Annotated in this window: 4 protein-coding genes; all 4 read right to left on the reverse strand. The window is 70.9% G+C overall.

Features of this window, described 5'->3' with window-relative positions:
- Positions 1-95 precede the first annotated feature (95 nt).
- Positions 96-1,259, reverse strand: a complete 1,164-nt coding sequence (locus QM595_RS03040) for a benzoate/H(+) symporter BenE family transporter (protein WP_415170047.1) — start codon at positions 1,257-1,259, stop codon at positions 96-98.
- Between the two features lie 28 nt (positions 1,260-1,287).
- On the reverse strand, positions 1,288-2,301 hold the full coding sequence (locus QM595_RS03045) for a Calx-beta domain-containing protein (RefSeq protein ID WP_415170048.1): 1,014 nt from the start codon (positions 2,299-2,301) through the stop codon (positions 1,288-1,290).
- Between the two features lie 69 nt (positions 2,302-2,370).
- On the reverse strand, positions 2,371-3,255 hold the full coding sequence (locus QM595_RS03050) for an alpha/beta fold hydrolase (RefSeq protein WP_415170049.1): 885 nt from the start codon (positions 3,253-3,255) through the stop codon (positions 2,371-2,373).
- A 76-nt stretch (positions 3,256-3,331) separates the two neighbouring features.
- On the reverse strand, positions 3,332-4,267 hold the full coding sequence (locus tag QM595_RS03055; protein ID WP_415170050.1) for a sterol desaturase family protein: 936 nt from the start codon (positions 4,265-4,267) through the stop codon (positions 3,332-3,334).
- Between the last annotated feature and the right edge of the window lie 232 nt (positions 4,268-4,499).

A 4,499-nucleotide genomic window follows, 5' to 3' on the forward strand; every position in this document is an offset into this window, starting at 1 on the left:
AGTCGGCACAAGTGCAGGTCGAGCGCCAGCACTTCTGCCGACTCGGGCTGTTTGGGACCTGCACTTCTGCCGACTCGGCGCCCCTGGGACCAGCACTAGTGCCGACTCGGCGCGGTCGTGATGGCTTGGACTAGGAGGCCCGCCACCAGCGACCAGAACGCGGCGCCGACGCCGAGGACGGTGACCCCGCTGGCGGCGACCACGAAGGTCACCACCGCCGGCACCCGGGTCGCCTCGGCCGCCAGCGCGGCGCTCAGCGACGAGACCAGGGTGCCGAGCAGGGCGAGCCCGGCCACCGCCGCCGCGACCCCCTCGGGCGCGGCGGTCACCACCGTCGCCAGGGCTGTGGAGAGCAGCGCCAGCACCAGATAGGCCCAGCCGGTCACGTTGGCGACCTGCCACCGCTGCCGGGGGTCGGGGTGCGCGTCGGGGTTGGCCGCCAGGGCCGCGGTGATCGCGGCCAGGTTGATCGCGTGTCCGCCGGCGGCCGCCCCTGCCACCGTGCCGAGGCCGGTGACGGTCATCGACTCCCGCCACGGGGCGACGTACCCGTAGGAGGCGAGGACCGCGACGCCCGGCACGTTCTGCGAGGCCATCGTGACGACGTAGAGCGGCACGGCCAGCGACAGCAGCGCGGCCCACGTCAGCGTCGGCGAGGTGAGCTCGACCTGAGGGAGCAGCCGGCCGTGGAGCCCGCCATGGCGAGAGAGCCACACCCCGATCGCGACCATCGCCACCACGAACGCGCCGGGCACCGCCCAGCGTGGCCGGAGCCGGAGCAGCACCAGCCAGACCACCGCCGCCGGCGCGACCAGCCAGGGGTGGTCGGCCAGGCCGTGGACCGGAGCGAGGCAGAGCGCGAGGAGTACGCCGGCCAGCATCGCCTGGGCGATCGGCACCGGGATCCGGCCGATCAGGTCGCCCAGGCCGGGCACCAGCGCGGTCAGCAGGATGAGACCGCCGACGACCAGGAAGGCGCCTACCGCCGCCGACCAGCCGCCCTCGACCGCACCGGTCGAGGCCAGCAGTGCCGCACCCGGGGTGGACCAGGCGAGCACGACCGGGACCCGGTGGCGGCGGCTCAGCCAGATCGTGCCCAGGCCCTGGGTGAGGCACAGGGCCAGCAGTCCGGAGGCCGCCTGGGCCGGCGTCGCGCCCACCGCCCGCAGCCCTGCCAGCACGACCACCGCCGAGCTGGTGAAGCCGACCAGGGCGGTGACCAGGCCCGCGCTGACGGTGTGAGAGAGCCGCTGGGTCACCCGCCGCAGGCTAGCGGGTGCGGCGCCCTCAGCCGGCCGGGGTGTACGCCGCCTGGCCGCTGCCGACCAGGTTCCAGGTGTTGTCGAAGACGATCGAGGGCGGGTTCTGGGTGCCGGCGAAGTGGACCAGGTCGGTGGTGTAGCGATTGCTGGCCGGCTGGCCCGTCGCGAAGCCGTTGTCGATCAGCGCGCCGCCGTTGCCGCCCTGGCCGACCCTGACGGCGGCGTTGCCGGGAGTCTCCCCGCAGACCACGGGCATGTCCCCGGTGTCGTTCGGGGCCAGGAACACCTGGTAGTCCCAGTAGGCCAGGTCGTCGTCGTAGCCGGGGCCGACGACGTCGTCGTCGAGATAGACCTGGCCGTCGACCTGGCTGGTGGTCAGGGTGCCGGAGCCGGAGCAGCCACCGCTCGCCGTCCAGGAGACCGCCACCGACTGCACCGCGTAGTGCACGGTGCCGTCCCGCCACGGCGTGCCGAGGTAGGGGTCGTTGGGCTGGAAGACGTAGGTGATGGTGCCCGACCAGTCCACGTGCAGGGAGTCCGAAGAGATGCTCCCGGTGCCGGTCGCGGGCTTGGTGTAGCCGGAGAACGTGCCGGTGATCGTCTCCGGGAAGACGGTGCCGCCCCCGGGGGTGCCGGGAGCGCCGCCACCGTCGTCGTCCCGGATCGTCACGGTGACGGTGGCGGGTTTGAGGCCGCTGCCCTTGAGCGAGACCGTGAACGTCTCGTCGGCCTCGGCCACCGAGTCGTCGACGATGACGATGCGGATGGTGGCCGACTTCTTGCCCTTCTTGATCCTCGCTTTGCCCGTGGCCGCGACGAAGTCCGTCGTCGTCGCGGTGCCGGGCGCGGTGGCCCAGCTGATCCGGGTGCTTCGCTTCGCCTTCGTCCGCAGCTTCACGGTGATGACCGCCCGCCCGGCAGCCTCGGTCACGGTGACCGGCTTGGCGATGACGGCGGTCCGTTTGGCCGCGTACGCCGGGGCGGCGCCACCCAGCAGGCCGAGCAGCAGGACCAGGGCGAGCGTTGACTTGGTGAGCACCCGGTCACGCTAGGCAGCCGTGACCGGTGGCCGCGTCAGGGAGACACCCCAATCCTTCCCAACACGTTCTCAGCCCTCATCGAGGGAGGTCACGAACTCGGTGAAGCAGTCGGCGATCAGCTGCGGGTCCTGCTCGACCACCCAGTGGTTGCCGGGGATGGTCTGGGTGCGCAGGTCGTCGACGAACGGCTCGGGCGCCTGGGTGGCGAGCGGCACGGTCACGTGGGCGTCGTCGAGCGGGGCGAGCACCAGGACCGGGCAGACCGCCCGGCCCGGCCGGGACCCACCCGGCCGGCTCAGGATGTTGGCGCGGTAGAGCTCGATGCCGTTGATCGCGTCGCGCTGGGGACGTCGTACGGCGGGCTTGCGCTGGTCCGGAGGCACCCCGATGCGCGCCGAGCGGGTCACCAGCGCGTCGATGACCCCGGTGCGCACGCTGAGCTCGGGCAGCACCGGGAGCTGGAAGGCGGCGATGTAGTAGGAGTCGAGCAGCTGCCTGGCGAGGTCGCGGGGATGGCGCAGCCCGTGCCGCAGCCACCGGCCCGCCATGTCGAGGCTCGGCCCGGAGATGGAGGTGTACGACGCCAGCCGGCCGGCGAAGCGGGGGTCGGTCACCGCGCCCCAGGACTGGATCGAGCCCCAGTCGTGGGCGAGCAGATGGATCGGCCGGTCGGGGTCGACCGCGGCGATGATCGTGGCGAGGTCATCGGCGAGCTGGCCGATCCGGTAGCCGTCGCGCCCTGCCGGCTCGCCCGACTCGCCGGTGCCGCGCACGTCGTAGGCGACCACGTGGAACCGGTCGGTGAGCAGCGGCACGACGCCGTCCCAGACGGTGTGGTTGTCGGGGTAGCCGTGTACGCAGACCACGGTCGGTGCGGCGGGGTCGCCGTGCTGGTAATAGGCGAGAGAGACGCCGTCGGTCGCGGTGGCGTAGCTCGCCGTTGCCGTACTCACGGCATGTGAGTGTAGGCGCCGCGGCCCGTCAGCGAGCGGGGCCGACGAGGATTTTGGCGTGGACCGCGGGGTCGCCTTACTCGGCAGTAGCGGTCTCGCGGACGGTCGAGGACGGCGTCGGCTGCTTGCCCTCGGGGGCCCAGCCGGGCGGGCCGAAGACGTAGCCGAGTCGCTCCCGCCAGCTCTCGGCACGGCGTACGTCGGTCCACAACGCGCGGTAGTCGCCGTACTCCAGCTTGATTAGGTTGTAGGTGGTGACCTTCTTGGTCAGGCCGTACGTCGGCCGGTGGAGCTCGGGCTGGAAGGTGCCGAACATCCTGTCCCAGATGATCAGCATCCCGGCGTAGTTCTTGTCGAGGTAGATCGGGTCGGAGCCGTGGTGGACTCGGTGGTGGCTCGGGGTGTTGAAGACCGCTTCGACGGGCCGGGGCAGCCGATCGATCGTCTCGGTGTGGACGAAGAACTGGTATATCAGGTTGATGCCGAAGGCGAAGTAGATCGCCCAGGGCGCGATGCCCAGGAAGGGCAGCGGCAGCCAGAAGAAGAAGTCGAACCAGGGGTTCCACTTCTGCCGCAGCGCGGTCGCGAAGTTCATGTACTCCGAGCTGTGGTGGGCCTGATGGGCCGCCCAGCCGACCCGGGCGCGGTGCACGAACCGGTGCTGCCAGTAGTAGGCGAGGTCGACGGCGCCGATCATGAGGACCCACGACCACCAGGTGTCGGTGGGCAGGTGGAAGGGCGCCAGGTGGACGTAGATCCAGACATAGACGAAGAAGCTGACGAGCTTGAGGGCGAGTGAGGAGAACAGCGAGCCGGCGCCCATCAGGATCGAGGTGCGGGCGTCCTTCATGAGGTAGCCGGTGCGCCCGCGGGAGCTTGCGACCGCGGCCGTGAGCGCGGTGTCGTCGTGGTCGAGCCACTTCAGCGCCGCGAGCTCGATGAGGATGAAGAGGGCGAAGAACGGGACCGCGTAGGTGACCGGGTTCTTCATGGGGTCGAGCAGGTCGTGCATCTGTGCCTCCGGGATATGACTCTGGGGTAAGTTACCATCGGTTCATATCTCTTGGATAGGGTTTCGCGGCGATGTCAATGGTGGCGTTGGCCTAGTGGTCCTCTCCGGAAGTTCGTCCCGGGTCTGCGCGGCCCAGGCACACCCATCGCGGCGTTGGCGCCGCTCGGAAGACGCCCGGTATGCCGTCGCGACGCCGCCTTGCGCTGCGCGCACCTGGATCCACGCATACCCC

It is taken from the genome of Nocardioides sp., from assembly GCF_047607185.1.
Classification (GTDB): domain Bacteria; phylum Actinomycetota; class Actinomycetes; order Propionibacteriales; family Nocardioidaceae; genus Nocardioides.